26 protein-coding genes and 1 other RNA gene are annotated in these 25,695 nt (G+C 66.6%); 17 read left to right on the forward strand and 10 right to left on the reverse strand.

What is annotated here, in order from left to right; genetic code table 11:
- The coding region (locus ACK4S9_RS14525; RefSeq protein ID WP_409726744.1) for a biotin/lipoyl-containing protein at window positions 1–650 on the reverse strand (650 nt) is incomplete at its 3' end.
- Window positions 651–778: 128 nt separating this feature from the next.
- Window positions 779–3,478 (reverse strand): pyruvate dehydrogenase (acetyl-transferring), homodimeric type, encoded by a 2,700-nt coding sequence (gene aceE, locus ACK4S9_RS14530; protein ID WP_409726746.1) that lies wholly within the window; start codon window positions 3,476–3,478, stop codon window positions 779–781.
- A gap of 388 nt (window positions 3,479–3,866) precedes the next feature.
- On the opposite strand from aceE, the gene folD reads away from it, so the two are divergent.
- The 9 genes from folD (at window position 3,867) to ACK4S9_RS14575 (ending at window position 13,885) form a co-directional block, all read left to right on the forward strand.
- Window positions 3,867–4,775 carry a bifunctional methylenetetrahydrofolate dehydrogenase/methenyltetrahydrofolate cyclohydrolase FolD gene (folD, locus tag ACK4S9_RS14535; RefSeq protein WP_409726748.1) on the forward strand — a complete coding sequence of 303 codons (909 nt, stop codon included), beginning with the start codon at window positions 3,867–3,869 and terminating at the stop codon, window positions 4,773–4,775.
- 20 nt (window positions 4,776–4,795) lie between these two features.
- Complete coding sequence (locus ACK4S9_RS14540; protein WP_409726750.1) at window positions 4,796–6,901, forward strand: M3 family metallopeptidase; 2,106 nt, start codon at window positions 4,796–4,798, stop codon at window positions 6,899–6,901.
- A 45-nt stretch (window positions 6,902–6,946) separates the two neighbouring features.
- Window positions 6,947–7,372, forward strand: a complete 426-nt coding sequence (locus ACK4S9_RS14545; protein WP_409726752.1) for a DNA polymerase III subunit chi — start codon at window positions 6,947–6,949, stop codon at window positions 7,370–7,372.
- Entirely contained in the window at window positions 7,369–7,740 is a 372-nt protein-coding gene (locus ACK4S9_RS14550) for a hypothetical protein (protein WP_409726754.1), read from the forward strand. Before ACK4S9_RS14545 ends, ACK4S9_RS14550 begins: the two co-directional genes overlap by 4 nt.
- A gap of 105 nt (window positions 7,741–7,845) precedes the next feature.
- Window positions 7,846–8,319, forward strand: a complete 474-nt coding sequence (locus ACK4S9_RS14555; RefSeq protein WP_409726756.1) for an REP-associated tyrosine transposase — start codon at window positions 7,846–7,848, stop codon at window positions 8,317–8,319.
- Window positions 8,320–8,479: 160 nt separating this feature from the next.
- A complete protein-coding gene (locus ACK4S9_RS14560) occupies window positions 8,480–10,642 on the forward strand; it encodes an NHL repeat-containing protein (protein ID WP_409726758.1) in 2,163 nt (720 codons plus the stop codon).
- Between the two features lie 78 nt (window positions 10,643–10,720).
- The gene (locus ACK4S9_RS14565) at window positions 10,721–11,419 is read left to right on the forward strand and encodes an NnrU family protein (protein WP_409726760.1); all 699 of its coding nucleotides are present in this window, start codon (window positions 10,721–10,723) and stop codon (window positions 11,417–11,419) included.
- 82 nt (window positions 11,420–11,501) lie between these two features.
- Window positions 11,502–13,064, forward strand: a complete 1,563-nt coding sequence (locus ACK4S9_RS14570; protein ID WP_409726762.1) for an FAD-dependent oxidoreductase — start codon at window positions 11,502–11,504, stop codon at window positions 13,062–13,064.
- A gap of 98 nt (window positions 13,065–13,162) precedes the next feature.
- The gene (locus tag ACK4S9_RS14575) at window positions 13,163–13,885 is read left to right on the forward strand and encodes an SIMPL domain-containing protein (RefSeq protein ID WP_409726764.1); all 723 of its coding nucleotides are present in this window, start codon (window positions 13,163–13,165) and stop codon (window positions 13,883–13,885) included.
- Between the two features lie 90 nt (window positions 13,886–13,975).
- Here the strand turns inward: ACK4S9_RS14575 and ACK4S9_RS14580 are convergent, their stop codons facing one another.
- Window positions 13,976–14,284, reverse strand: coding sequence for a c-type cytochrome (locus ACK4S9_RS14580; RefSeq protein WP_409726766.1), 309 nt, complete (start codon window positions 14,282–14,284; stop codon window positions 13,976–13,978).
- Window positions 14,285–14,336: 52 nt separating this feature from the next.
- Window positions 14,337–14,459, reverse strand: a complete 123-nt coding sequence (locus ACK4S9_RS14585; RefSeq protein WP_409726768.1) for a hypothetical protein — start codon at window positions 14,457–14,459, stop codon at window positions 14,337–14,339.
- Here ACK4S9_RS14585 and ACK4S9_RS14590 point away from each other — a divergent pair.
- The 3 genes from ACK4S9_RS14590 (at window position 14,458) to lgt (ending at window position 16,472) form a co-directional block, all read left to right on the forward strand.
- Entirely contained in the window at window positions 14,458–14,688 is a 231-nt protein-coding gene (locus tag ACK4S9_RS14590; protein WP_409726770.1) for a TIGR04438 family Trp-rich protein, read from the forward strand. The two genes, ACK4S9_RS14585 and ACK4S9_RS14590, sit on opposite strands and share 2 nt — an antisense overlap.
- A 76-nt stretch (window positions 14,689–14,764) precedes the next feature.
- Window positions 14,765–15,658 (forward strand): LysR family transcriptional regulator, encoded by an 894-nt coding sequence (locus tag ACK4S9_RS14595; protein ID WP_409726772.1) that lies wholly within the window; start codon window positions 14,765–14,767, stop codon window positions 15,656–15,658.
- A 4-nt stretch (window positions 15,659–15,662) separates the two neighbouring features.
- The gene (gene lgt / locus ACK4S9_RS14600; protein WP_409726774.1) at window positions 15,663–16,472 is read left to right on the forward strand and encodes a prolipoprotein diacylglyceryl transferase; all 810 of its coding nucleotides are present in this window, start codon (window positions 15,663–15,665) and stop codon (window positions 16,470–16,472) included.
- Window positions 16,473–16,590: 118 nt separating this feature from the next.
- Here the strand turns inward: lgt and ACK4S9_RS14605 are convergent, their stop codons facing one another.
- Entirely contained in the window at window positions 16,591–16,935 is a 345-nt protein-coding gene (locus tag ACK4S9_RS14605; protein ID WP_409726776.1) for a hypothetical protein, read from the reverse strand.
- 94 nt (window positions 16,936–17,029) lie between these two features.
- Between ACK4S9_RS14605 and ACK4S9_RS14610 the strand changes: the two genes are divergently transcribed.
- From ACK4S9_RS14610 to ACK4S9_RS14620, 3 genes are read left to right on the forward strand one after another with little or no spacing between them, the layout of a single operon-like run.
- Window positions 17,030–18,322 (forward strand): c-type cytochrome, encoded by a 1,293-nt coding sequence (locus ACK4S9_RS14610; RefSeq protein WP_409726778.1) that lies wholly within the window; start codon window positions 17,030–17,032, stop codon window positions 18,320–18,322.
- Window positions 18,323–18,324: 2 nt separating this feature from the next.
- Window positions 18,325–18,813, forward strand: a complete 489-nt coding sequence (locus ACK4S9_RS14615; protein ID WP_409726780.1) for a (2Fe-2S)-binding protein — start codon at window positions 18,325–18,327, stop codon at window positions 18,811–18,813.
- Window positions 18,813–21,011, forward strand: a complete 2,199-nt coding sequence (locus ACK4S9_RS14620) for a molybdopterin cofactor-binding domain-containing protein (RefSeq protein WP_409726782.1) — start codon at window positions 18,813–18,815, stop codon at window positions 21,009–21,011. The genes ACK4S9_RS14615 and ACK4S9_RS14620 overlap by 1 nt, the downstream gene beginning before the upstream one ends.
- 102 nt (window positions 21,012–21,113) lie before the next feature.
- Here the strand turns inward: ACK4S9_RS14620 and ACK4S9_RS14625 are convergent, their stop codons facing one another.
- The 5 genes from ACK4S9_RS14625 to ACK4S9_RS14645 form a co-directional block, all read right to left on the reverse strand.
- Window positions 21,114–21,920, reverse strand: a complete 807-nt coding sequence (locus tag ACK4S9_RS14625) for a sulfite exporter TauE/SafE family protein (protein WP_409726784.1) — start codon at window positions 21,918–21,920, stop codon at window positions 21,114–21,116.
- On the reverse strand, window positions 21,920–22,390 hold the full coding sequence (locus ACK4S9_RS14630) for an EVE domain-containing protein (protein WP_409726786.1): 471 nt from the start codon (window positions 22,388–22,390) through the stop codon (window positions 21,920–21,922). The genes ACK4S9_RS14625 and ACK4S9_RS14630 overlap by 1 nt, the downstream gene beginning before the upstream one ends.
- Before the next feature lie 63 nt (window positions 22,391–22,453).
- Window positions 22,454–22,634: non-coding RNA, 6S RNA (gene ssrS / locus ACK4S9_RS14635), on the reverse strand.
- Window positions 22,635–22,690: 56 nt separating this feature from the next.
- Window positions 22,691–23,002 (reverse strand): cell division protein ZapA, encoded by a 312-nt coding sequence (locus ACK4S9_RS14640; protein ID WP_409726788.1) that lies wholly within the window; start codon window positions 23,000–23,002, stop codon window positions 22,691–22,693.
- On the reverse strand, window positions 22,999–23,259 hold the full coding sequence (locus ACK4S9_RS14645) for a hypothetical protein (protein WP_409726790.1): 261 nt from the start codon (window positions 23,257–23,259) through the stop codon (window positions 22,999–23,001). The genes ACK4S9_RS14640 and ACK4S9_RS14645 overlap by 4 nt, the downstream gene beginning before the upstream one ends.
- Window positions 23,260–23,634: 375 nt before the next feature.
- On the opposite strand from ACK4S9_RS14645, the gene groES reads away from it, so the two are divergent.
- Entirely contained in the window at window positions 23,635–23,925 is a 291-nt protein-coding gene (gene groES / locus ACK4S9_RS14650; RefSeq protein ID WP_281910124.1) for a co-chaperone GroES, read from the forward strand.
- A 52-nt stretch (window positions 23,926–23,977) separates the two neighbouring features.
- Window positions 23,978–25,624: a chaperonin GroEL gene (groL, locus tag ACK4S9_RS14655; RefSeq protein ID WP_036214506.1), complete on the forward strand. Its 1,647-nt coding sequence runs from the start codon at window positions 23,978–23,980 to the stop codon at window positions 25,622–25,624.
- The last annotated feature ends 71 nt before the right edge of the window (window positions 25,625–25,695 follow it).

Here is a 25,695-nt window from a genome sequence, read left to right on the forward strand (position 1 = left end):
GCAGCTGCGGCGGCCGGTGCTGCGGCAGGCGCCGGGGCAGCGGCTGCAGGCGCGGCGGCCGGCGCGCCGCCGGTCGCTTCGACCAGCAGCACCAGCGAACCCTTGGCGACCTTGTCGCCCACCTTGACCTTCAGTTCCTTGACGGTGCCGGCGTGGCTGGACGGGATCTCCATGCTCGCCTTGTCCGATTCGACCGTGATCAGGGACTGGTCGACCTTGATCTGGTCGCCCGGCTTGACCATCAGTTCGATGACTTCGACTTCCTTGAAGTCGCCGATGTCCGGCACGGTGACTTCGACGATACCGCCCGCCGCGGCCGGGGCAGCGGGTGCAGGGGCGGCTTCGGCCGCAGGTGCAGCGGCGGCAGGCGCCGGGGCGGCAGCTTCAGCTGCGGGCGCGGCGGCCGCGCCGCCGGCTTCTTCCAGCAGCAGCACCAGCGAACCTTCGGCGACCTTGTCGCCGACTTTTACCTTGATTTCCTTCACGACGCCGGCGTGGCTGGACGGGATCTCCATGCTCGCCTTGTCGGACTCGACGGTGACCAGCGACTGGTCGACCTTGATCGTGTCGCCCGGCTTGACCATCAATTCGATGACTTCGACTTCCTTGAAGTCGCCGATATCGGGGACTTTGACTTCCACAATGCTCATAGTGTTAGCTCCAAATTTTTATTCGAGTTAGCTTCACCGTCACCCCCGCGAAGGCGGGGGCCCAAGCGTGCGTGCTCAGTACGCAACGTAAATTGGGCTCCCGCCTGCGCGGGAGCGACGGGCGAGCATTACTGGGTCACCGGATTCGGCTTGTTCTGGTCGATGCCGTACTTCTGGATCGCCTGGCCCACGACGGCGCGGTCGATCTTGCCTTCGTCGGCCAGTGCGCGCAGCGACGCCACGGTGATGTAGTAACGGTTCACCTCGAAGAACTCGCGCAGCTTGACGCGCGAATCCGAGCGGCCGAAACCGTCGGTGCCCAGCACCTTGTAGGTACGGTCCTTCGGCATGAAGCCGCGGATCTGCTCGGCGAACAGGCGCATGTAGTCGGTGGTCGCGACGATCGGGCCGGCGGTGTTCTGCAGCAGCGAGGTCACGTAGGGCACGCGCTGCTCGGCGTCCGGGTTGACCATGTTCCAGCGCTCGCAATCCTGGCCATCTCTAGCCAGCAGCGTCAGCGACGGGGCCGACCAGACGTCCGCATCGACGCCCCAGTCGTTCTTCAGCAGCTCGCTTGCTGCGATCGACTCGCGCAGGATGGTGCCGCAACCGATCAGCTGGACGCGCGGCGCTTCCGACGCCGCAGCGCCTTCCTGCAGCAGGTACATGCCCTTCAGGATGCCCTCCTCCTGGCCTGGTTTCAGGCCCGGGTGGGCATAGTTCTCGTTCATGATGGTGATGTAGTAGAACACATCTTCCTGCTCCTGCACCATGCGGCGCAGGCCGTCCTGGATGATCACCGCCACTTCATGGCCGAAGGTCGGGTCGTAAGGGATGCAGTTCGGGACCGTGGCCGCGATGATGTGGCTGTGGCCGTCCTCGTGCTGCAGGCCTTCGCCGTTGAGCGTGGTGCGGCCGGCGGTGCCGCCCATCAGGAAGCCGCGCGCACGGATGTCGCCAGCCAGCCAGACCAGGTCGCCCACGCGCTGCATGCCGAACATCGAGTAGAAGGTGTAGAACGGGATCATGGTGCGGTTGTTCGACGAGTACGAGGTCGCCGCGGCGATCCACGAGCTCATGCCGCCCGCTTCGTTGATACCTTCCTGCAGGATCTGGCCGGCCTTGTCTTCACGGTAGTACATCACCTGGTCGCGGTCGACCGGCTCGTAGAGCTGGCCCTGCTGGTTGAAGATGCCGATCTGGCGGAACAGGCCTTCCATGCCGAAGGTACGCGATTCGTCGACCAGGATCGGCACGATGCGCTGGCCGATGCTCGGGTCCTTCAGCAGGCTGGTGATCACGCGCACGTAGGACTGGGTGGTCGAGATCTCGCGGCCTTCCGCGGTCGGCTCGAGCACGGACTTGAACGATTCCAGCGGCGGCACGACCAGTTGTTCGTCGGCCTTGGCGCGGCGCTGCGGCAGGTAGCCGCCCAGGGCCTTGCGGCGCTCGTGCAGGTATTGCATCTCCGGCGCGTCGTCGGCCGGCTTGAAGAACGGGATCTCGGCCAGCTTGTCGTCCGGGATCGGGATGGCGAAGCGGTCGCGCATCTCGCGGATGGCGGCGTCGTCCAGCTTCTTGGTCTGGTGCGCGGTGTTGCGCGCCTCGCCCGACTTGCCCATGCCGAAGCCCTTGACGGTCTTCACCAGCAGCACGGTCGGCGAACCCTTGTTCTCCTGCGCGTTCTTGAACGCGGCGTAGATCTTGTGCGGGTCGTGGCCGCCGCGGGTCAGGCGCCAGATGTCGTCGTCGCTCATGTTGGCGACCATCTTCAGCAGCTCGGGGTGCTTGCCGAAGAAGTGCTTGCGCACGTAGGCGCCATCCTTGGCCTTGTAGTTCTGGTATTCGCCGTCGACGGTTTCCATCATCACGCGCTGCAGGATGCCGTCCTTGTCTTTGGAGAGGAGCGCATCCCACTGCGAGCCCCAGATGACCTTGACCACGTTCCAGCCGGCGCCGCGGAAGTCGGCTTCGAGTTCCTGGATGATCTTGCCGTTGCCGCGCACCGGACCGTCCAGGCGCTGCAGGTTGCAGTTGACGACCATGACCAGGTTGTCGAGGCGCTCGCGCGCGGCCATGCCGATCGCGCCCATCGATTCCGGCTCGTCCATCTCGCCGTCGCCGCAGAAGACCCAGACCTTGCGGTTCTCCGTATTGGCGATGCCGCGTGCGTGCAGGTACTTCAGGAAGCGCGCCTGGTAGATCGCCATCAAGGGGCCCAGGCCCATCGACACGGTCGGGAACTGCCAGAAGTCCGGCATCAGTTTCGGGTGCGGGTAGGACGACAGGCCCTTGCCGTCGACTTCGCGGCGGAAGTTCAGCAGCTGCTCTTCGGTGATGCGGCCTTCCAGGAAGGCGCGCGCGTAGATGCCCGGCGAGGAGTGGCCCTGGATGTACAGCAGGTCGCCGCCGTGCTCTTCGGTCGGGGCGTGCCAGAAGTGGTTGAAGCCGATGCCCAGCATGTTGGCCAGCGAGGCGAAGGAGGAGATGTGGCCGCCCAGGTCGCCGTCGGCGCGGTTGGCCTTGACCACCATCGCCATCGCGTTCCAGCGCATCCACGAGCGCAGGCGCTCTTCGTATTCCAGGTTGCCCGGGCAGTTCACGTTCAGGTGGGCCGGGATGGTGTTGACGTAGGCGGTGTTGCTGGAGAACGGGATGTGGGCGCCGCGGCGGCGCGCCAGGTCCACCATGCGCTCCATCAGGTAGTGGGCGCGCTCGGTGCCTTCATGTTCGATCACCGCCTCCAGCGCGTCGAGCCATTCCTGGGTTTCGAGGGTGTCGGGGTCGTTGGCAGCTTGTGCCGTCAACTGGTCGAGTTGAGCTGACATTAATGCGTCTCCTAAGTGTGGCGCCCCGACCGATCCTGTAAATGGCTGGTGGCGTTTGGTGAAATTTCAAATATCTGAAAATAAACTCTTCGATTCTACCAGTGGCCTTAGGCTTTTTCAAACTATGATATGTCGTTTCATAATACGAAATTTCATGCTGCAGCTGCACATTTTTGTAGGGTTGACGGCTTTGCCGTCCGCGCGTCCAAATACACGTTGAACATACACGCCACCTTCTCTTCATGGACGGTTTGAACGCGCGCACGGCAAAGCCGTGCACCCTACTCGGCACAGCAGCGGACAAATATGACAATGCTTTTGGCGACGCGGCGCGCGATATGGGGTGTCGGCCTTATAATTTCATTTTTGCCTAGCCGTGAGCCTACCCATGCCTGCCCAGAACATCGACGGAGTCCTCCTTTCCCAACAATTGCGTGGCGAAATCGCCCAGCGCGCCGCCAAGCTGACAGCAAGCGGCCGCCAGCCCGGCCTGGCCGTGATCCTGGTGGGCGAGGACCCGGCGAGCCACGTCTACGTGCGCAACAAGGTCAAGGCCTGCGGCGACGTGGGCTTCCACTCGGTGCTGGAGAAGTACGACGCCGACCTCACTGAGCAGGCCCTGCTCGAGCGCATCGCCGCCCTCAACGCCGACCCGAGCATCCACGGCATCCTGGTGCAGATGCCGCTGCCCAAGCACATCGACCCGAGCAAGGTGATCGAAGCGATCGCCACAAGCAAGGATGTGGACGGCTACTCGGTGCTGTCGGCCGGCGAGCTGGTCGCCAACCTGCCGGGCTTCCGCCCCTGCACCCCGTACGGCTGCATGAAGCTGATCGAGACCACCGGCATCGACCTGCGCGGCAAGCACGCCGTCGTGATCGGCCGCTCCAACACGGTCGGCAAACCGATGGCCCTGCTGCTCTTGCAAGCCAACGCCACCGTCACCATCTGCCATAGCGCGACGCCGGACCTGGGCTACCACACCCGCCAGGCCGACGTGGTGGTCGCCGCCGTCGGACGCCGCAATACCTTGACCGCCGACATGGTCAAGCCGGGCGCGGTCGTGATCGACGTCGGCATGAACCGCGACGACGCCGGCAAGCTGTGCGGCGACGTGGACTATGCCGGCGTGCGTGAAGTCGCTTCGCACATCACCCCGGTGCCGGGCGGCGTCGGTCCGATGACGATTACCATGCTGTTGATGAACACCGTGGAGTCCGCAGAACGTGTGCACTCCAGTAGCCAACACTGCCCCAGCCAGGCGACGGGAATGGAACCGAAGCCCGGCGTGGCCTGAACCCTTATAAAAGGAACCCCATGACCATCGATACCAGCAATCCCCTCCTCGATTTCTCGGGCCTGACCCGGTTCGACCTGGTCAAGCCGGAGCACGTGACGCCGGCCATCGAGCAACTCATCAAGGATGCCGCCGAGGTCGTGGCCAAGCTGGAAGCGCCCGGCGACAGCGTCAGCTGGGACAGCTTCGTGGTGCCGCTCGAGGAAGCCACCGAGCGCCTGGGCCGCGCCTGGGGCGTGGTCAACCACCTGAACCACGTGGCCGACACGCCCGAGCTGCGCGCCACCTACAACGAGAACCAGCCGAAGGTCATCGAGTTCTGGACCTCGATCGGCCAGAACGAGGCGCTGTTCGCCAAGTACAAGATGCTGCGCGCCAGCGCCGAGTACGACAGCCTGAGCCCGGCGCGCAAGCGCATCGTCGAGAACGCGCTGCGCGACTTCCGCCTGGGCGGCGCCGAACTGCCGGACGACAAGAAGCAGCGCTTCGCCGAGATCCAGGAACAGCAGTCCGCAACAAGCACCCGCTTCTCGCAGAACGTGCTGGACGCCACCAACGACTACAAGCTGCTGGTCGAGAACGAAGCCGAACTGTCGGGCATCCCGGACGACGTCAAGGCTGCCGCGCGCGCGTCCGCCGAAAAGGACGGCAAGGCCGGCTGGCAGTTCAGCCTGCACTTCCCGTCCTACTACCCGGTGCTGCAGTTCTGCGACAACCGCTCCTTGCGCGAAACCATCTACCGCGCGAGCAGCACCAAAGCCTCGGACGCCGGCACCATGTTCAGCAAGGCCGCCGAGTGGGACAACACCGCCAACATCGTCAAGCTCCTGCAGCTGCGTCATGAAGAAGCCCAGCTGCTGGAGTACGCCAACTTCGCCGAAGTCTCGCTGGTGCCGAAGATGGCCGAAAGCCCGCAGCACGTGGTCGAGTTCCTCGAAGACCTGGCGCGCCGCGCGCGCCCCTTCGCCGAGAAGGACCTGGAAGAGCTGCGCGCCTTCGCTAGAACCGAGCTGGGCATCATTGACCTGCAGTCCTGGGACGTGGCCTACGCCTCCGAAAAGCTGCGCGAGCAGCGCTATGCCTTCTCCGAGAAGGAAGTGAAGGAATACTTCCCGGAGCCGAAGGTCGTACAAGGCCTGTTCTCGGTCATCCAGGACCTGTTCGGCGTCCAGATCAAGGCGGACGAGGCGCCGGTGTGGCATCCGGACGTGCGTTTCTTCCGCATCGAGCGCGACGGGCAACTGGTCGGCCAGTTCTACCTCGACCTGTATGCGCGCGAAGGCAAGAACCAGGGCGCCTGGATGGACGACGCGCGCGGCCGCCGCGTGACGATCGGCGGCATCGTGCAGACCCCGATCGCCTACCTCACCTGCAACTTCACCCCGCCGGCGGTCGTGGACGGCAAGCAGCAGCCATCGCTGTTCACGCACGACGAAGTCATCACCCTGTTCCACGAGTTCGGCCACGGCCTGCACCACATGCTGACCGAAGTCGAGGAGCTGTCGGTGTCGGGCATCTCGGGCGTGGAATGGGATGCGGTGGAACTGCCTTCCCAGTTCATGGAGAACTTCTGCTGGGAGTGGGACAAGCTGCAGCAGATGACCGCGCACGTGAAGACGGGCGAGCCGCTGCCGCGTCAGCTGTACGACAAGATGATCGCGGCGAAGAACTTCCAGTCCGGGATGATGACGCTGCGCCAGGTCGAGTTCTCGCTGATCGACATGCACCTGCACTACGACTTCGATCCGCAAGCCGAGCGCAGCGTGCAGGGGCTGATCGACGACATCCGCCAGCAGTTCGCGGTGATGATCCCGCCGTCCTTCAACCGCTTCCAGCACTCCTTCGGCCACATCTTCTCGGGCGGCTATGCGGCCGGCTACTACAGCTACAAGTGGGCCGAGGTGCTGTCCGCCGACGCCTATGCGGCTTTCGAGGAGGCGCTGGATTCCGGCCAGCTGCAGGAAACCGGCAAGCGCTTCCAGCAGGAGATCCTGGCGGTGGGCGGTTCGCGCCCGGCGCTGGAATCGTTCCGCGCCTTCCGCGGCCGCGAGCCCTCGATCGACGCGCTGCTGCGCCATAGCGGCATGATCCAGGCCGGCACCGCGCAGGGCGGCGCGAGCGCCTGATGTTCCAAGGGGCGGCTGTGCCGCCCCATTTCTTTTACCAGCCCCATGACGCGTATCGACTTCCACACCAACATCCCCGACAAGCTGGCGTACGCCTGCCGCCTCGCCCGCAAAGCCTATGCCGCCAAGGCCAAAGTGGTGCTGCTGGCCGAGGACGCCGCCCAGGCCGAGGCCCTGAACGCGGCGCTGTGGACGGTGTCGAGCACCGACTTCATCCCGCACGTGCCGGCCGGCGACCCGCTGGCGGACCAGACGCCGGTCATCGTCACCTTCGATGAGAGCGTGGCATTGCCGCATCATGAGATGCTGGTCAACCTCACCCGCCGCACTCCTGCGCTACTATCGCAATTCGCGCGCGTGTTCGAGATCATCTCGGTCGACGAGGACGACGCCGCGGCCGGGCGCAAGCGCTATGTCGCCTACAAGAAGCAGAACTATTCCCTGACCCACTTCGTCGCAGGACAGTCATGAACCAGAACGCCGCGTTCGACCCCAGCATCCCGGTACTGACCGAAGTCGTCGCCGCGCCGGTGGCGCCCACGCCGGCGCCAGCCCTCGCTAGCGAGCCGGACTCCGAACAGCTGGAGCGCCGCGCCAGCGAGCGCTGGACCGGCGAGGAATGGAGCGTGCTGGAGCGCCGCGTCACCGAGCGCGTGCTGCAGCAGTTGCAGGGCCGGGTCGACTTCGTGCTCGAGCAGCGCGTGCGCGACGCCATGGCCGACGCCATGCAGCGCACGCTGGAGAGCTTCACGGCAGATTTGCGCGCAGGGCTGCATGAAGCGCTGGGCGAGATCGTCAGCCAGGCCGTCACCAAAGAGCTTGAATACCTAAAATCGTAGGGTGGGCGGGTCCCCCGCCCACGCGTTCAACGCCCGCTTGATCTGACGCACGACCCGCTTTTTGCATGCTAATATCATGCGCCGACGCCTCACTACCGCCGTGCCTTGACAGGTACCTCCTACTTCTTCACCGTTGTTACACATCGCCGCCGTCCGATCCTGTGCGACGATCCCATTCGCCTCGCGCTTCGGCTTGCGATCGAACAGGTGCGCAGTCGTCGTCCGTTCACGACCAATGCGATGGTCTTGATGCCGGATCACCTCCACTGCATCTGGACACTACCAGACGGTGACAATGACTTCTCATCGCGCTGGTCTCAGATCAAACACCACGTCTCCTATTCGTGTAGCCAGCAATACTCGGCGACGCTGTCAAAGTCCAGGCAACGGCAGCGGATGGCCGCAATTTGGCAACGCCGCTTCTGGGAGCACCAGATTCGAGACGATCTCGACATGGAACGGCACGTCGACTACATCCACTTTAATCCGGTAAAGCACGGGCTCGTCGCGGCCGCGTCCGAATGGCCATATTCCACGTTCAAACGTTTCGTGCGCGATGGAATATACGCAGCGGATTGAGGTGGGAACCCAGCATGTGACGCGATGGAATTTGAATAGGCATCGCGACTATTCATCCGCTGCTTGAACGCGTGGGCGGGAAACCCGCCCACCCTACGTGCAACATGTCTCACAGGTATCCGTTAAGATTGCAGCCTCTGCAATTCACCATCCGGCCCTCGTGAACCGTAAGATCTTGATCGCCGCGCTTGCGGGCGCGGGCGTCGCCATTGCCGGCGCCGTCCTCTACTTCACCGACAGCATCAAGCGCCAGCCGGGCGCGCTGGCCGTCTTGACGCCCAAGGCGGCGAAGACCGTGCCCTTCTGGCCGGCGCGCGTCACGACCCTGGCCGGCGAGGGCATTCCCGGCGCGGTCGACGGCCCGGCCGCGACCAGCCGCTTCGACGACCCGTTCGGCGTCGCCCTCGACCGCCAGGGCAAGGTCTACATCGCCGATGCCGGCGACAGCAACCGCATCCGCACGATCGCGCCCGACGGCACCGTCGCCACCTTCGCCGGCGACAAGGAAGGCTTCGTCGACGGCAAAGGGACGGCGGCCGCCTTCCACACCCCCTCCGCACTGGCCTTTGACCACGAGGGCAACCTCTACGTGGCCGACACCGGCAACCACGCCATCCGCAAAATCGCGAAAGACGGCACGGTGACGACGCTGGCCGGCAACGGCACCCCGGGCGCGCTGGACGGCATCGGCCGCGCGGCGCAGTTCCACGGCCCGGTCGGCCTGGCGGTGGACGACGCCGGCATCGTCTATGTGGCCGACACCTACAACGACCGCATCCGCCGCATCGGCCGCGACGGCGCAGTCACCACCATTGCCGGCAGCGGCAAGCCCGGCAACGCGGACGGCATCGGAGCAAGCGCAAGCTTCGACACCCCGAGCGCCCTCGCGGTGACGACCAACGGCACGCTCTACGTGGCCGACACCGGCAACAACGCGATCCGCCGCATCGGCCTCGATGGCGCGGTGACGACCATCGCCGTGCCAGGCGAGGACGAGCGCCGTCCCGCCCTGCGCCGCCCGGTCGGGCTGGCCCTGACGCGCGATGGCTACCTGTACATCGCCGCCAGTTCGGGCGGGCGCATCCTCCAGCTCACGCCGGAAGGGGAATTGCGTCCGCTGCCGGACGCCGACGTCCCGCCCTCGAGCGACGGCTTCGGCCCCGACGGCACGGTGCAGCTCTACGGCCCGCGCGGCATCGCGGTCGAGCGCGACGGCAGCCTGGTGGTGGCCGACGCCCAGGCCCATCGCCTGCACCGCCTTGCCCGCCCGCGCCCCGACGAAGCCGCGCCCGTGCGCCCGCAGCCGGTGGCGGTCGTCCGCAAGGAAGCGATGCCCTGGCCGGTCGGCCCGCAGGACAGCGTGCACGAGGTGGTCGGCGTCATGGGCGAGGTGCGCGGCAGCTACAACGGCGACAGCCGCCACCACTTCCACGCCGGCCTCGACGTGCGCGCCGACGTCGGCGCGAAAGTGCTGGCGGTGCTCCCGTCGAAGGTGTCCGACCCGTACCCCAACTGGGGCTTCGATACGCTCAGCGAGGGCATCAGCGTTGGCCCCCTGTCCTACATCCACATGCGGGTCGGGCGCGACAGCCGCGGCCGGCCGCTCGATCCGCGCTTCCAGCTCCTGCTGGGCGAGCGCGGCAAGGCCGAGCGCGTGCGCGTGCCGCGCGGCACCCGCTTCGCCGTGGGCGATCCGCTCGGCACCATCAATGCGATGGCCCACGTGCACCTCGACTACTACCAGGGCGGCGCGGTGGTCAATCCGCTCAGCCTTCCTTTCGTCGGCTTCACCGACACCGTGGCGCCGCGCATCAATAGCATCGCCCTGTTCGACAGCACCGGCAAGCGCCTGCGCCCCCCGACCGGAACCCGCAAGAAGCCGGTAGCGGACAAGCGCCTGCGCGTGCCGCGCTCGCTGGGCGAGGTGAACATCGTCGTCGACGCCTACGACCAGGTGGACGGCAACCTGGCGCGGCGCCGCCTGGGCCTGTACCAGCTCGGCTACCAGTTGCTGCGCGCCGACGGCACGCCGGTGGCCGGTTACGAGCGCCCCCTGATCACGCAGGTGTACGACCGCCTGCCGCGCAACCCGGACGCGGTCAAGGCCGTCTATGCACCCGAGAGCGGCATCACGGTCTATGGCAGCAAGGCCACCCGGTTCGCCTATGCGCTGCACAGCCGCCTGCGCGATGGCGAAGTCGAGACCGGCAGCTGGCAGCTGGCCGGGATCGCGCCGGGCGAGTACATCCTGCGCATCCACGCGGCGGACCATGCGGGCCAGGTGGCGCTGGAAGGACGGGATCTGCCGCTGGTGATCGAATAAGAGGTAGTAGAGCCGCGCGGTTGGCCTTCGCGCATCTGCTATAGTCGTCGCACCCCGACAGTCACGCAGGAGCAAGGCATGGACGCTTTGATGTTGCTGATGGTCTTTTCCGGCGCCTTCGTCGGATCGCATTTCCTCCTGTCGCATCCCTTGCGGCGCCCCCTGGTCGGGCTGATCGGCGAAAAAGGATTCCTGGCCCTGTATTCCCTCGTCGCCTTCGCCACCCTGGGCGGCATGGCCTGGGCCTACCCCAGGACCCCGGTCGGCACGCCGCTCTGGAATGTCGGCGACGCGCTGTGGGCGCTGGCCACGATCCTGATGCTGGGCGCTTGCGTCCTGCTGCTCGGATCGCTGGTGGGCAACCCGGCCATGCCCGGCGCCGGCAATGCGGCCAGCGCGCAGGCACGCGGCGTGTACGCCATCACCCGCCATCCGATGCTGTGGGCATTCGCCATCTGGGGCGTGGTGCACATCCTGGTGTATCCGGTGACGAGGAATATCGTCGTCGCGCTCGCCATCATCCTGTTGTCCCTGTTTGGTGCGGCGCTGCAGGACCGCAAGAAGGCTGCGCTCGATCCGCAGGGCTGGCCTGCCTGGCAGCAGCGCACCAGCTACTGGCCTTTCGCGGCCATCGTCCAGGGCCGGGCGCGCACGGGCGGCTTCTCCGGCTTCGGCGCCCACGCGCTCGGCGGCGGCCTGCTGGTGTGGCTGCTGGCGACCTGGGCGCACCTGCCGCTGGCCGGGCGGGCGGCGGGCATCTGGCGCTGGCTGCCGTAGCTCCCCGGCGCGGAACATTTTGGCCATGGCGGCATCTGTGCAAGGGTAAGGCGCGAGATTCGCCTTGCTACAGGAGCTCATCATGGACCGATATGACGTACTCATCGCCGGCGCAGGGCCCACCGGCATGGTGCTGGCGCTGGCGCTGGCCAAACAGGGCGCCCGGGTCTGCATCGTCGACCAGGCCGACGGCCCCGGCACGACCTCGCGTGCGATGGCGGTGCAGGCGCGCACGCTGGAGCTGTACCGGCCGCTCGGGCTGGCCGACGAGGTGGCGGCCAGCGGCCGCCCGAATCCCTGCATCAACCTGTGGGTGCGCGGCAAGCGCCGCGCTCGGCTATCGCTGCGCGACGCCGGTTCGCGCCTGACGCCCTACCCCTACGTGCTGATCTACCCGCAGGACGCCCACGAGCAGCTGCTCGTGCGCCACCTCGAGGCCGCCGGGATCAAGGTCTGGCGCCGCACCGAGCTGGCCGCGTTCGAAGAAAAGGAAGACCACGTCCTTGCCAGCCTGCGCCAGGCCGGCGGCCCGGACCTGCAGGTCGAGGCGCGCTACCTGGCCGGCTGCGACGGCGCGCGCTCCTTCGTGCGGCGCCAGCTCGGCACCGGCTTCGGCGGCGGCACCTACGACCACATCTTCTACGTGGCCGACGTGCAGTCGCGCGGCCAGGCCGCCAACGGCGAGATCCACCTGTCGCTCGAGACCTCGGACTTCGTCATCTTCCTGGGCTACGACGACCAGGGCCGCGGACGCCTGGTGGGCACGATCCGCAACGAGAAGGGTGATGTGACCGATGCGGCCGCCACCCTGGGCTTCCAGGACGTCAGCCGCCGCGCCATGGCCAGCCTGGGGCTGGAGGTCGAGCAGGTGCACTGGTTCTCGACCTACCGCGTGCACCACCGGGTGAGCGATCACTACCGCAAAGGACGCGCCTTCCTGCTCGGCGACGCGGCGCACGTGCACAGCCCGGCCGGCGGCCAGGGCATGAACACCGGGATCGGCGACGCCGTCAACCTGGCCTGGAAGCTGGCCGCGGTCGTGCGCGGCGACGCGCCCGACAGCCTGCTCGACACCTACGAAAAGGAGCGCATCGCCTTTGCCCGCAAGCTGGTCGACACCACCGACCGGTTGTTCAGCTTCGTGACGGCGGAGAGCGGCTTCGCCGACTTCGTGCGCACGCGCATCGCGCCGACCTTCGCCAGCGCCGCCTACGGCATCGGGCCGGTGCGCGAAATGATCTTCCGGATCCTGTCGCAGACCACGATCAGCTACCACGACAGCCCGCTGTCCAGCGGCGTGGCCGGCCGCGTGCATGGCGGCGACCGCCTGCCCTGGGTGCTGCGCGGGGAGGTCGACAATTACGCGCCGCCGGCCCGGGTCGACTGGCAGGTGCACGTCTACGGCCAAGCCTACCCCGACCTGCGCGCCTGGTGCGACCGCCACGGCATGATCCTGCGCGAGTTCGAATGGGGCCCCGAGCACGAGCAGGCCGGCTTCGCGCGCCATGCCGGCTACCTGCTGCGGCCGGACGGCTACGTGGCGCTGTGCGACCCGGGCGCGTCGGCGCAGGCCCTGGAGGATTATTTCTGCGATCTCGACTACCGGCGCTTCCGCGTGTGCATGCCTAGACCGGCCGTTCTATGAACCAGACATAAGAGAGCAGGTTCGAAGCAAAATCTGTAGACAGACATGTCTAGTTAAACTATTGTCGAGGCATTCTCATCGATCACGGAGTGCCTCGCATGCTGAAACGATTCGCCGCCGCCCTGCTGCTTGCCGCCACCGCCCTGCCCGGCATGGCGGCGGACCTGCCCAATCATCCTTTCATCCACGTCAGCGCCACCGCCGACCAGTACATCATGCCCGACGTCGGCGAAATCGATATCGACATCGTCTCTCTCGAGCCCGATGCCGACGCCGCCTGGAAGCTCGTCAACGAGCGGCTCGAGGCCAGCCGCGCCCTGTTCGCCGGGAACGGCGTCGCCCCGGAGGACGTGCTGGTGCAGGATATCGCGCGCCGCCCGCGCAAGGTCGAGGTCCTGGAGGAAGGCCAGCCGCTGCCGATGGAGACCCGGGTCTCCCTGCACGTCACGGTGCGCAACCTGGAACAGTGGACGCCCATCATGCGCGCCCTGCTCGTCATGAAGGACATCGAATCGCTGTCGGTGTCCTTCAACCGCAGCGACCGCGAGAAGGTGGAATCGGACCTGCTGCAGCAGGCGATCGGTACGGCCAGGCTCAAGGCGAGGGACATCGCGCGCGGCATCGGCGCCAGGCTGGGCGCGGCGACCGGCGTATCGATCGGGCCGCTGAAGAACCTGTCGAACGCGATGGGCCTGTCGAGCGATTCGAACGCACGCGGCGGCGGCGGCGGACGGCGCGGCGCGCGTACCGAAATGGCGCTGGTGCAGGCGATGCGGCTGGCGCAATCGGTCGACGTGATCTACCGGATCGGCGGCAAATAGGCATCGCCCTGAAAACAAAAAGCGCGCCATGTTCGCACAGGCGCGCATTCTCCGGTCCACTGGACCAGATCACTTCATGTCGGGACCGGCTTACTTGGTCGCCATGATCCATTTCACCAGGCTGCGCGCTTCGGCCTCGCTCACCTGCGGGTTGGCCGGCATCGGCACCGGACCCCAGACGCCCGCGCCGCCCTTCATCACCTTCTGCACCAGCTTGTCCTCGGCGCCCTTCTGGCCCTCGTACTTGGCGGCGACGTCCTTGTAGGAAGGACCGACCAGCTTGTTGGCTGCCGCGTGGCAAGCCATGCAATTCTTGGCCTTCGCCAGGTCGGCTTGTGCGAACGCGCCGCTGGACGCGAAGGCCGACATCACCACACACAACAACAACGAGCGTTTCATTTGTTTCTCCTGGTTTATAACGACTGCATTCTACCGTGGATTTACGCAAGCTTCATGGGTCGATACACTCTGTAACGCCGGTAACACCGTTGTTGATGAATTCCGACAGCGAGAAGAGTTTTTCCACACGGAAATAATTTTTCTTTGTAATATGCATGGTGAAGGAGTCACCCATGCCGCTCATCCTCTTGATCGCCGCCCTCTGCGCATTGCGCTTTTTCGAAGTCTGGCGCTTCGCCGACCTGCCGTGGTGGAGCATCGTCGCCCTGATGGTGTTTGCCTTCGTCTGGTTCGAATTCATCGAGAAGGCGCTCGGCCTCGACAAGAAAAAAGAACACAACGTCCTGCACCACCACCGCCAAACCCGGGTAAAACAGGCTTTCGCCAAGCGCCGGAAAACCTGAGGCAAGCAAGGTGCGCGCTGGATAGTGTGATATGTTTTGCATATCACCGAGCCCAATCCATACACTGCGCGTATCAATGAACCTGGAACTCCGCCAGCTCCGCCATTTCGTCACCGTCGCCGAGGAACTGCACTTCGGCCGCGCCGCCGAGCGCCTGCACATGACGCAGCCGCCACTCTCGCAAAGCATCGCCGGGCTGGAAGAGCTGCTCGGCGCGCCGCTGTTCCTGCGCAACCGCCGCCAGGTCGCGCTCACCGCCGCCGGCAGCGCCCTGTTGCCCGAAGCGCGCCGCCTGCTCGGCGACGCCGGCGCCCTGCCCGACCTGGTGCGCCGGGTCGCCGAAGGCAGGGCCGGCCGCCTGACCCTGGCCTTCGTCTCGACCGCCGACTACAGCGTGCTGCCCGCCATCCTGCAGCGCTACCGCGCCGCCTTCCCGGAAGTGCAGCTGGTGCTGCGCGAAGCGACCACCGACGTGCAGGCCGAGGAATTACTGGACGGCCGCACCGACGCCGGCTTCGTGATCCCGCCCCTGCCGGGACAGGCGGGTACGACGCTCGCCTACATGAAGGTGCTGGAAGAGCCGCTGATCCTGTGCGCGCCCGCCGGCCTGGACGCCTTGCGCGGCGACGGACCGGTACGCCTGCGCGAGCTGCCGCCGCTGCCGCTGGTGATCTTTCCGCGCGCCGCGGCGCCGGCCCTGCACGATGCCATCCTGTCGTGCTTCCGCGCGGCCGGCATCACCCCCGTCATCGGGCAGGAAGCGCTGCAGATGCAGACCATCGTCAGCCTGGTTTCCGGCGGCATGGGATTGGCACTTGTGCCACAATCCGTGTCGAACCTGATGCGCGCGGGCGTAGAATACCGTGCCCTCGTCGACCCCACGCCGCTGACCGAGCTCGGGGTGGCCTGGCGCCGCGACAGCGATTCGCCCGTGCTCAGGGGCTTCCTGGATTTAATCGAGAAAGAGTAAAACGATGCTAGTACACCCGCAGCCGGATCCCATCGCCTTCGCCATCGGACCGGTGCAGATCCATTGGTATGGCCTGATGTACGTGGTGGCCTTCGCCCTGTTCCTGATCCTGGGCCGCGTACGCATCCGCCAGCCGCACGTCGCCGCGCAGGGCTGGAAGGCCGAGGACCTGGACGACATGCTGTTCTACGGCATGCTCGGCGTGGTGCTGGGCGGGCGCCTGGGCGAGGTGCTGTTCTACCAGCCGCTCTACTTCCTCGAGCATCCGCTCGAGATCTTCATGGTCTGGCGCGGCGGCATGTCCTTCCACGGCGGCTTCCTGGGCGTCCTGATCGCGATGGCGCTGTGGGCGCGCAAGTCCAAGCGCAACCTGCTCGACGTGTACGATTTCATCGCGCCGATGGTGCCGCTCGGCTATGCCGCGGGCCGCCTGGGCAACTTCATCAACGCCGAGCTGCCGGGCCGCCTGGCCGACCCGAGCCTGCCCTGGGCCATGCTGTGGCCCGGCGTCGAAGGCCCGCGCCATCCGTCGCCGCTGTACCAGATGCTGCTCGACGGGATCGTCGTGTTCCTGATCCTGTGGCCGTATGCGCGCAAGCAGCGCCCGCGCCTGGCGGTGGGCGCCATGTTCACCCTGCTGTATGGCTGCGCGCGCTTCACCACCGAATACTTCCGCGTGCCGGACTGGGAAACCACCGTGCTGGGCATGCCGATCACCTCGGGCCAGGTGCTGTCGCTGCCGATGATCGTCGGCGCATTGATCATGCTGGCCTGGGCTTACCGCCAGCCGAACGGGCGCGCTGCTCACGCCTGAGGCGCCTGGTCTCCTACTGCAGCGCGCGCGGCCTCCATCTTGGGCGAATGGGCCATGGCCGTGAGGACCGCGACGGCGCCATCGAATTCGGCGTCGGCGGCGCTCGACAGTGCGCGTGCTACTCGAAGTCTTCGGCCAGGTTCTTCCAGCCGCGGCTCTTGGCGAAGGCCGTGAATTCCTCGGGCGCCTCGAGCACGATCAGGCGGCTCTCCTGCAGGCCGGGATCGCTGTGGCCGAAGTCCGGCCCTTGATAGCCGAGCGCGCGCAGGCGATCGACGAGCTGGCGCACCAGCACCGTGTCCTTGTAGGCGCCGGGCTCCAGCCTGGCCTTGAAGTCGACGTACACGTCGATGATCCCGTAGCCCTCGTCGAAGATGCGGATCGCCTTGACCTCGAGGGTACGGCCGTTGCCGTCCTTGGCCTGGAAGGGGCCGGACAGCGCGATGTCGGAATCAGTAGTCATGGCCCCAGCATACCACCGCCCTGCCCTCCAGGCGCGTGCGTGTCGGCTTTTCGGTCATAATGCCGACGAGTTCACGAGGGAGAACGGGCGGGACATGGAACGGCCGGGACGCGCGCGTCGCAATCGATGGTGGCTGGCGCTGGCTGGACTGGCGCTGCTGGCGCTCGCCGCCTTCTTCTTCATGTGGCGCCCGGCCCTGCCCGTGCAGGCGGCGCCGGCCCGCTTCGACGGCGCGCTGGTGGCGCGCGGGGCCAACTTGTCGAAGCTCGGCATGTGCGCGGCCTGCCACACGGCCGACCCAGGCAGGCCCTTCGCCGGCGGCCTGGCCCTGGACACGCCCTTCGGCGCCGTCTACAGCACCAACATCACGCCGCACGCGGCCACCGGCATCGGCGCATGGAGTTTCGACGCCTTCGAGCGTGCCATGCGCCAGGGCGTCGCGCGCGACGGCCGCCTGCTCTACCCGGCCTTCCCCTACAACCACTACACCAGGCTGGCGCCCGAGGACATGCGCGCCCTGTACGCCTATTTCATGACGCGCCCGGCCCTGGCCGCGCCGGCGCGCGAGAACCGGATGCACTTCCCCTTCGGCTGGCGTCCATTGCTGGCCTTCTGGAACCTGCTGTACCTGGACGAATCGCCACGGCAGATCGATGCGCGCCAGCCGGCCGAATGGCAGCGCGGCGCCTACCTGGTGGACGTGCTGGCCCACTGCAGCGCATGCCACACGCCGCGCACCCTGCTCGGCGGGCCGGACCTGCGGCGCCGCTTCGACGGCGGCGAGGCCGGCGGCTGGTACGCCCCCGCGCTGAACGCCAAGTCGCCCTCGCCGCTGCCCTGGACCCGGGACCACCTGCTCGACTACCTGCGCACCGGCATCGCGCCCGGGCACGCCGTGGCCGCGGGACCGATGCAGGACGTGGCCGTCCAGCTCGGCCAGGCCGATCCCGCGGACGTCGCCGCCATCGCCACCTACATCCATGGCTACCTGAAGCAGGCGCCGGTGCGCGCGACGCCGGCGCAGCGAGACGGCCCGCTGCCGCCGCCCTCGGACGGGGATCCCGACCTGGCACGAATGCAGCTCGGCTACGAGACCTATGCGATGGCCTGTGCCAGCTGCCACGACGCCGGACGCGGCCCCGGTTCCGGCACGGCGCTGCAGCTGCAGAAGGCGGTGGCCCTGTACGACCCGGACCCGCGCAGCCTGATCCGCATCGTGCGCGAAGGGATCGCGCCGCCAGATGGCGAGCCGGGGCGCTGGATGCCCGGCTTCGCCACCCTGCTGGGCGACGCGCAGGTGACGGCGCTGGCGGCCTACCTGCGCCGCTATGGCGCGCAGGCCGAACCGTGGCCGGATCTGGACGAGACCGTGAAGAAGACGAGGTAAGGATGAGCAAGTTCACGCTGCAGGTCAACGGCAAGCCGCACGAGGTCGAGGTCGACGCCGACACGCCGCTGCTCTACGTGCTGCGCAACGACCTGAAACTCAACGGCGCCAAGTTCGGCTGCGGCCTGGGCCAGTGCGGCTCCTGCACCGTGATGCTGGACAAGGAGCCGGTGATGTCTTGCCTGCTGCCGGTGGCCATGGTGGGCAAGCGCGCCGTGCGCACGGTGGAATCGGGCGGCACGCGCTGGGTGCCGAGCGTGGTGCTGCAGCAGGCCTTCATCGAGGAGCAGGCGGCGCAATGCGGCTACTGCATCGCCGGCATGATCATGCGCGCCACCGCCCTGTTCGAGCAGGTGGCCTCGCCCACCGACGCCCAGATCAAGGCCTGGATGCAGCCGAACCTGTGCCGCTGCGGCACCCACCTGCGCATCCTGCGCGCGGTGCGGCGCGCCGCCGACGTGCTCAAGGCCCAGCCGATCCGGAACTACTGATGACGGCGCGCCACTCTTCCACACGACGCCGCTTCCTCGCGAGTAGCGGCGCCCTGACGCTCTCCTTCGCGCTGCCGCTGCGCGCGGCCACCGCTGCGCTGCCCGGCAGCCTGGACAAGGAACCCTGGCTCGACGCCTGGATCCGCGTGGGCGGCGACAACCGCGTTTCCATCTTCACCGGCAAGGTGGAGCTGGGCCAGGGCATCAAGACCGCCCTGCTGCAGGTGGCCGCGCACGAACTGCAGATCGATCCCGGCCGCCTGGTGCTGGAAACCGTCGACACCGAGCGCTCGCCCGACGAAGGCTATACCGCCGGCAGCCACTCGATGCAGGACAGCGCCACCGCGATCCGTCACGCCGCGGCCCAGGTGCGCGCGCTGCTGCGGGAGCGCGCGGCCGCGCATCTCAAAGTGCCGGCGAGCGCGCTGGCGCAGGACAACAGCGTGTTCCGCGCGCCCGACGGGCGGCGCGTGAGCTTCAGCACGCTGGTGGCGGGCAGCGAGCAGCACGTGCGCGCGACGAACGCGCTACCCGCCCGCGCCCCCGATGCGCGCCGCCTGATCGGCGTGACGCTGCCGCGGGTCGACATCCCCGGCAAGCTGAAAGGCCATGTGGCCTACGTGCAGGACCTGCGCCTGCCCGCCATGATGCACGGGCGCGTGGTGCGCCCGCCCTCGCCGAACGCGCGCCTGCTCTCGGTGGACAAGGCGGCGGTGGCGCAGCTGGCGGGTGTGCTGGAAATCGTGCAGGACGGGCGCTTCCTGGCCGTGATCGCCGACGAGGAATACCGCGCGGTGAAGGCGGCCAAGGCGCTGGCGCGCGCCGCCCGCTGGGAGCTGCCCGCCATTCTTCCGGCGGGCCGCGATGTGGCCGCGCTGGTGCGCAGCCTGCCGTCGACGGCGCAGCAAGTGTTTGCCCAGGGCCAGCCCGGCGCGCCCGGCAAGCTTCTCCGCGCCAGCTACACCCGCCCCTTCCAGCTGCATGCCTCGCTCGGTCCCTCGTGCGCGATCGCGCTGCTGGACGAGGGCCGCTATACGGTGTGGACGCATTCCCAGGGCGTGTACCCATTGCGCCGCGCGCTGGCCGAGCTGCTGGGCGCGCCCGAGGAAGCGGTGCACTGCATCCACGCCGAAGGCTCGGGCTGCTACGGCCACAACGGCGCCGACGACGTCGCCGCCGACGCGGTGCTGATGGCGCGCGCCTTCCCCGGCGCACCGGTGCGGGTGCAGTGGATGCGCGAGGACGAACACGCCTGGGAACCCTTCGGCCCGGCGATGGTGGCGGACGTGGCGGCCACGCTCGATGCGGGCGGCAGGATCGTCGACTGGCAGTACGAGGTCTGGAGCCAGCCGCACAACACCCGTCCCGGCAGGGCCGGCAACCTGCTGGCGGCCACCCTGCTGTCCAAGCCCTTCGCGCCGCCCGTGCCGAAAGCCATCCCGCAGCCCCAGGGCAGCGGCGACCGCAATGCCATCCCCTATTACGCGCTGCCGAACGCGCGCGTGACCCACCGCTTCCAGCCGGCCGGTCCTTTCCGCACCTCGGCGCTGCGCTCGCTGGGAGCCTACTGCAACGTGTTCGCGATCGAAAGCTTCATGGACGAACTGGCGCGCGCGGCCGGCGTCGATCCGGTGGCCTTCCGCCTGCGCCACCTGGCGGACCCGCGCGCGAGCGAGGTGGTGAAGCTGGCGGCGGCGAAGTTCGGCTGGGACGGCTACAAGAGAACGGCAAGGCGCGGGCGCGGCTTCGCCTTTGCGCGCTACAAGAACCTGGCGGCCTACTGCGCGGTCGCACTGGAAGTCGAGGTGGCGCTGGACACCGGCTTCGTGCGCATCGTGCGCGCGGACGCCGCCGTCGACTGCGGCGAAGTGGTGAGCCCGGACGGCGTGCGCAACCAGATCGAGGGCGGCATCATCCAATCAAGCAGCTGGACCCTGCTGGAGCAGGTGCGCTTCGACACCAAGCGGGTGCTGAGCCAGGACTGGGGCGGCTATCCGATCCTGCGCTTCAACGGGGTGCCGGACAAGGTGAACGTGCACCTGCTGGATCGTCCGGGCCAGCCCTTCCTGGGCACCGGCGAGGCGGCCCAGGGGCCGGCCGCGGCGGCGCTGGCCAATGCGGTGGCCGATGCCTGCGGCAGGCGCGTGCGCGATCTTCCGCTCGATCGCGAACGGATGCGGGCGTTGGCCGTACCGTAGGGTGGGCGGCTCTGCCGCCCACGCGGTCAACCAGCTACGAGATCATCGCGTACGGCTTTTCATCCGCTAACTATCACCGCGTGGGCGGGGAACCCGCCCACCCTACGGGTTGACGGCCTTCCAGAACATGTAGGCCGCAAGCAGATACAGGATCACCGCGAACACCTTCTGCAGCCGCCGCACCGGCATCTTGTGCGCGGTACGCGCACCGACCGGCGCCATCGTCACGCTGGCCAGCACGATGATGGCCAGCGCCGGCAGGTAGATGAAGCCGAGCGAATAGTCCGGCAGCCCCGCCTCGCCCCAGCCGAACCAGATGTTCGACAGCGTGCCGGAGAGCGCGATCGGAAAGCCCAGCGCCGCGCTGGTGGCCACCGCATTGTGGATGCGCACGCCGCACCAGGTCATGAAGGGCACCGACACGAAGCCGCCGCCGGCGCCGACGATGCCCGACAGGGTGCCGATCAGGCCACCGGCCGCGAACATGCCCGGCGCGCCCGGAAGCTCGCGCGCAGCGGCGGGCTTTTTACCGATCAGCATCTGGGTGGCCGAGAAGGCCACGAACACGCCGAAGAAGGCGGCCAGCACGGTGGCGTCCATCTGCTTGCCGATCCAGGGGCCGATCCAGGAGCCGAGCAGGATGCCCGGCGCCAGCAGCTTCACCACCGGCCACAGCACCGCGCCGTGCTGGTGGTGGGCGCGCACCGAGGACAGCGAGGTAAACAGGATGGTGGCGAGCGAGGTGGCGATCGCCATGTGGATGGTCAGCTCGGGATCGATGCCGCGCGCGGTGAAGATCATCGTGATGAAAGGCACCAGCACCATGCCGCCGCCGATGCCGAGCAGCCCGGCCGCGAAGCCGCCGAAGGTGCCCATCGCCAGCAGCGCCAGGATCAGGGTGAGGTCCATCAGCGCTTCCCTTCACGCACCAGCTTCACGATGGTGTTCCACTGCGCCGCCGTCACCGGCGACACCGACAGCCGGCTGCCCTTCTGCAGCAGCACCATGTCTTCCAACGCCGGGATGGTGCGCAGCTCGCTCAAGGAAAGGTAGCGCCCCGATTCCACCGCGCGCACGTCGACCGAGATCCAGCGCGGATTTTCCTGGGTGGCCTTGGGGTCGTGGTAGGGAGAGGATGCATCGAATTGCGAGGCATCCGGATACGGACCGCTCGCCACCTCGGCGATGCCGGCCACGCCGGGCACCGCGCAGCTGGAGTGGTAGAACAGGACGCCGTCGCCGGCCGACATGGCGTCGCGCATGAAGTTGCGCGCCTGGTAGTTGCGCACGCCGTACCACGACACGGTGTGCTCCGGCGCGGCCAGCACGTCGTCGAAACTGACTTCGTCCGGCTCAGATTTCATCAACCAATAGCGCATCGCATTCCCTTCAAAACCGCAAAAAAAAGCGGCTGCGTACCGAAGTGCGCAACCGCTCGTGTGTGTAGCCCCGCCTGTGTCGTTATTGCCGGCATCCCGAACCAAAAGGCTCAAGGTGGTCGCAGTCAGCTCAATTTCGGGTTCGTCAGACTAGTGACGCTCGCGCCCACCAAGCATGTCCCACAACCTATGCGAAAGAATGGTTCAAGGAATATATGACAAATCTCGAACACCGCAGGGTAGAGCGCAGTTTACTCCGTTGGCCGAGCATGTCAACCGAATCCGGATTCAATCCCGCATTCAGGACAGATTTTCCTGCGCCGACAGGGCCTGGTCGAGGACGCTGTGCATCGCCTCGAGCTTTTGCTTGACTTCCAGGATCGACATGTCGGACAGCGGGCCCTGGGGCGATTTGACCGACAGGAATTCGGCCGCCACGCTCAGCGCCGCCATCACGGCGATGCGGTCGGTGCCCCTGACCTTGCCCGAGTCGCGCAGCGCGCACATCTTGCCGTCCAGGTAGCTGACCGCTTCGCGCAGGGTGCGCTCTTCGCCTTCGCGGCAAGCCAGGCGGTAGGACTGGCCCATGATGGTGCAATCGAGATGGATCATTGGCTTGCCTCGTTCGGCTGGCCGGCGTCAGGGCCGGCATCGGATGCATCGTCCGCATCGCCTTCCGGCGCGGGCAACCGCGCAAGCAGCGCCTCGACGCGGCCTTGCGCCTCGATCAGCCGCTCCTTGAACGCGAGGTTCTCGGCGCTCAGCAGGTGGTTGGCCTGGCGCAGCAGGTAGTTCTCGGCACGCAGCGACTGGGTCAGCTGGGCGAGCCGGTCGATCTTGTCGGAGAGGTCTTGAAATTCGGAAATCATTCGACACTATAGGACTGAGATGGTTTTTCCGTCAACCGAATCGCGTCCCCCATCGAAGAGGGGAACGGGTCGGGCCGTGGCATGCAGCATCCGTGCGGCGTCCGGGCGCTATCCGGTGTACCCTGCCCGGCCATTGCTTCGGATGCCACCGCCGACAGTGTACAACCCATCTATTGGATTGTGTTTTCGCAAAAAAGTCGGTTCGGTCCCACACATTCCCGCTTGAAATGGGGTGTTATCGTCCCTATAATCACATGGTGTTAGCACTCGTCGGTCTAGAGTGCTAACAAACGGAAGCACCCATTTTCCCAGCCGCCGCCACCGTACGGCGGCTTTGAACAGCTAGTCAAACCACTGAAAAATAAGGAGTTTTGCATGAACCTTCGTCCTCTGCACGATCGCGTAATCGTGAAGCGTCTCGACCAGGAGACCAAGACTGCATCCGGCCTGATCATCCCCGATGCGGCCGCCGAGAAGCCGGACCAGGGCGAGATCCTGGCTGTCGGCAACGGCAAGGTGCAGGAGAATGGCCAGGTTCGTCCGCTGGAAGTGAAGGTCGGTGACCGCGTCCTGTTCGGCAAGTACTCGGGCCAGGCCGTCAAGGTCGATGGCCAGGAACTGCTGGTCATGCGCGAAGAAGACATCATGGCCGTCGTGGCCCTGTAATTCCGCATTCCTCCTGTAATACACATTCACGAATTCATTCGGAGAACAAGAAATGGCAGCTAAAGAAGTAATTTTCGGCGACGCAGCGCGCGCCAAGATGGTTGAAGGCGTCAACATCCTCGCCAACGCAGTCAAGGTCACCCTGGGCCCGAAAGGCCGCAACGTGGTGCTGGAGCGCTCGTTCGGCGCCCCGACCGTCACCAAGGACGGCGTCTCGGTCGCGAAAGAGATCGAACTGAAGGACAAGCTGCAGAACATGGGCGCGCAGATGGTCAAGGAAGTCGCGTCGAAGACCAGCGACAACGCCGGTGACGGCACCACCACCGCGACCGTGCTGGCGCAAGCCATCGTCCGCGAAGGCATGAAGTTCGTTGCCGCCGGCATGAACCCGATGGACCTGAAGCGCGGCATCGACAAGGCCGTCGCCGCCACCGTCGAAGAACTGAAGAAGATCGCCAAGCCGACCACCACCTCGAAAGAGATCGCACAAGTCGGCGCCATCTCGGCCAACTCGGAAACCTCGATCGGCGAGCGCATTGCCGAGGCAATGGAAAAAGTCGGCAAGGAAGGCGTCATCACCGTCGAAGACGGCAAGTCGCTGAACGACGAGCTGGACATCGTGGAAGGCATGCAGTTCGACCGCGGCTACCTGTCGCCGTACTTCATCAACAACCCGGACAAGCAGGTTGCCGTTCACGAGAACCCGTTCATCCTGCTGTGCGACAAGAAGATCTCGAACATCCGTGACCTGCTGCCGGTGCTGGAGCAAGTTGCGAAAGCCGGCCGTCCGCTGGTGATCGTCGCCGAAGACATCGAAGGCGAAGCGCTGGCGACCCTGGTGGTCAACAACATCCGTGGCATCCTGAAGACCGTCGCCGTCAAGGCGCCTGGCTTCGGCGACCGCCGCAAGGCCATGCTGGAAGACATCGCCATCCTGACCGGCGGCCAGGTGATCGCCGAAGAAGTCGGCCTGACCCTGGAAAAGGTCACCCTGCAGGAACTGGGCCAGGCCAAGCGCGTCGAAGTGGGCAAGGAAAACACCATCATCATCGACGGCGCCGGCGCCGCCGAAGCGATCGAAGCGCGCGTCAAGATGGTCCGCGTCCAGATCGAAGAAGCGACCTCGGACTACGACCGCGAAAAGCTGCAGGAGCGCGTGGCCAAGCTGGCCGGCGGCGTTGCCGTGATCCGCGTCGGTGCAGCCACCGAAGTCGAGATGAAAGAGAAGAAGGCACGCGTGGAAGACGCGCTGCACGCTACCCGCGCTGCCGTGGAAGAAGGCATCGTCCCGGGCGGCGGCGTGGCCCTGCTGCGCGCACGTTCGAACATCGACATCAAGGGCGACAACCCTGACCAGGACGCAGGCATCAAGATCGTCCTGCGCGCCATGGAAGAGCCGCTGCGCATGATCGTCCAGAACGCCGGCGACGAGCCGTCGGTCGTGGTCGCCGCAGTCATCGCCGGCACCGGCAACTACGGCTACAACGCCGCCAACGGCACCTACGGCGACATGGTCGAAATGGGCGTGCTGGATCCGGCCAAGGTCACCCGCTCGGCACTGCAGAACGCAGCGTCGATCGCCGGCCTGATGCTGACCACCGACTGCATGGTCTCGGAAGTCGTCGAAGACAAGCCGGCCGGCGGCATGGGCGGCATGGGCGGCATGGGTGGCATGGGCGGCATGGACGGCATGATGTAATCATCCGGCCCACCAGCCAGAAAGCCTGCAGGGTTCGCGCCTTGCAGGCTTTTTTACTTTGGCGGGGTCAG

Origin of the sequence: Massilia sp. (assembly GCF_046293535.1) — a bacterium.
Classification (GTDB): domain Bacteria; phylum Pseudomonadota; class Gammaproteobacteria; order Burkholderiales; family Burkholderiaceae_D; genus Telluria.